At 68.7% G+C, this 643-nt stretch carries 1 protein-coding gene; it reads right to left on the bottom strand.

The window, feature by feature from the left end; genetic code table 11:
• Positions 1–448: 448 nt before the first annotated feature.
• Positions 449–643, bottom strand: a 195-nt coding sequence (locus M0R80_31925; GenBank protein ID MCK9464250.1) for a hypothetical protein, incomplete at its 5' end; no start/stop codon positions are given.

Here is a 643-nt window from a genome sequence, read left to right as displayed (position 1 = left end):
CCATGGCGCCTGTGACCCGGAATTACACTGCACCTCGCCACTGCGTGCGCGTATCACGCGGGCCGCGAACCATCCGCGATCACCTTCCCACTGCGGCGTGCGGCGACTCCTACCGCCCGGAGAACCGCGACCTTGGCCGGGGACCACGCCCGGCTGAACGCGGACCATGCAGACGGATTCGTTTTCGGCGGACGATCGGGTTCACCTTCGGGGTGTCGTTGACAGCGTTGAGCGCGCAGATCGTGCTGGGTCTCGCCGGTAGGTGGTGGTGCGAATCTGGGTCTCTACCCCTGGCGAGACGGCGCACCGCTTCAGCCCAGCACGGGCTATGGGCCCGACGTTTTTCGGGGCGAGCTGGCTCATTGCCGCCATGTGCCCGGATCTGACCGGCGCGATTGGGTGCCGGTAGATCTCGGCTGTGACCGCGACGGACCGGTGGCCGAGCGTGTCAGAGATGTCCTCGAGCGGTAACGCCGGCCGCCGAGAGGAGGCTGGCGGCGGCGTGGTCGGCCTTCTGCTGGATCCGCTGGGCCTTGAGCGCGTGGACGACCGGGGGAGGGATCTCCAACGTGCGCCGACTCGTCGGCGTCTTCGGCTGCACCAGCACCAGCGCACCCATCGGCGTGCGTCGCAGGCTTGCCGC

The organism is Pseudomonadota bacterium (assembly GCA_023229365.1).
Taxonomy (GTDB): domain Bacteria; phylum Myxococcota_A; class Polyangia; order JAAYKL01; family JAAYKL01; genus JALNZK01.
Note: the sequence above shows the minus strand (reverse complement) of the source record. Positions and strands in the feature narration are given on the sequence as shown.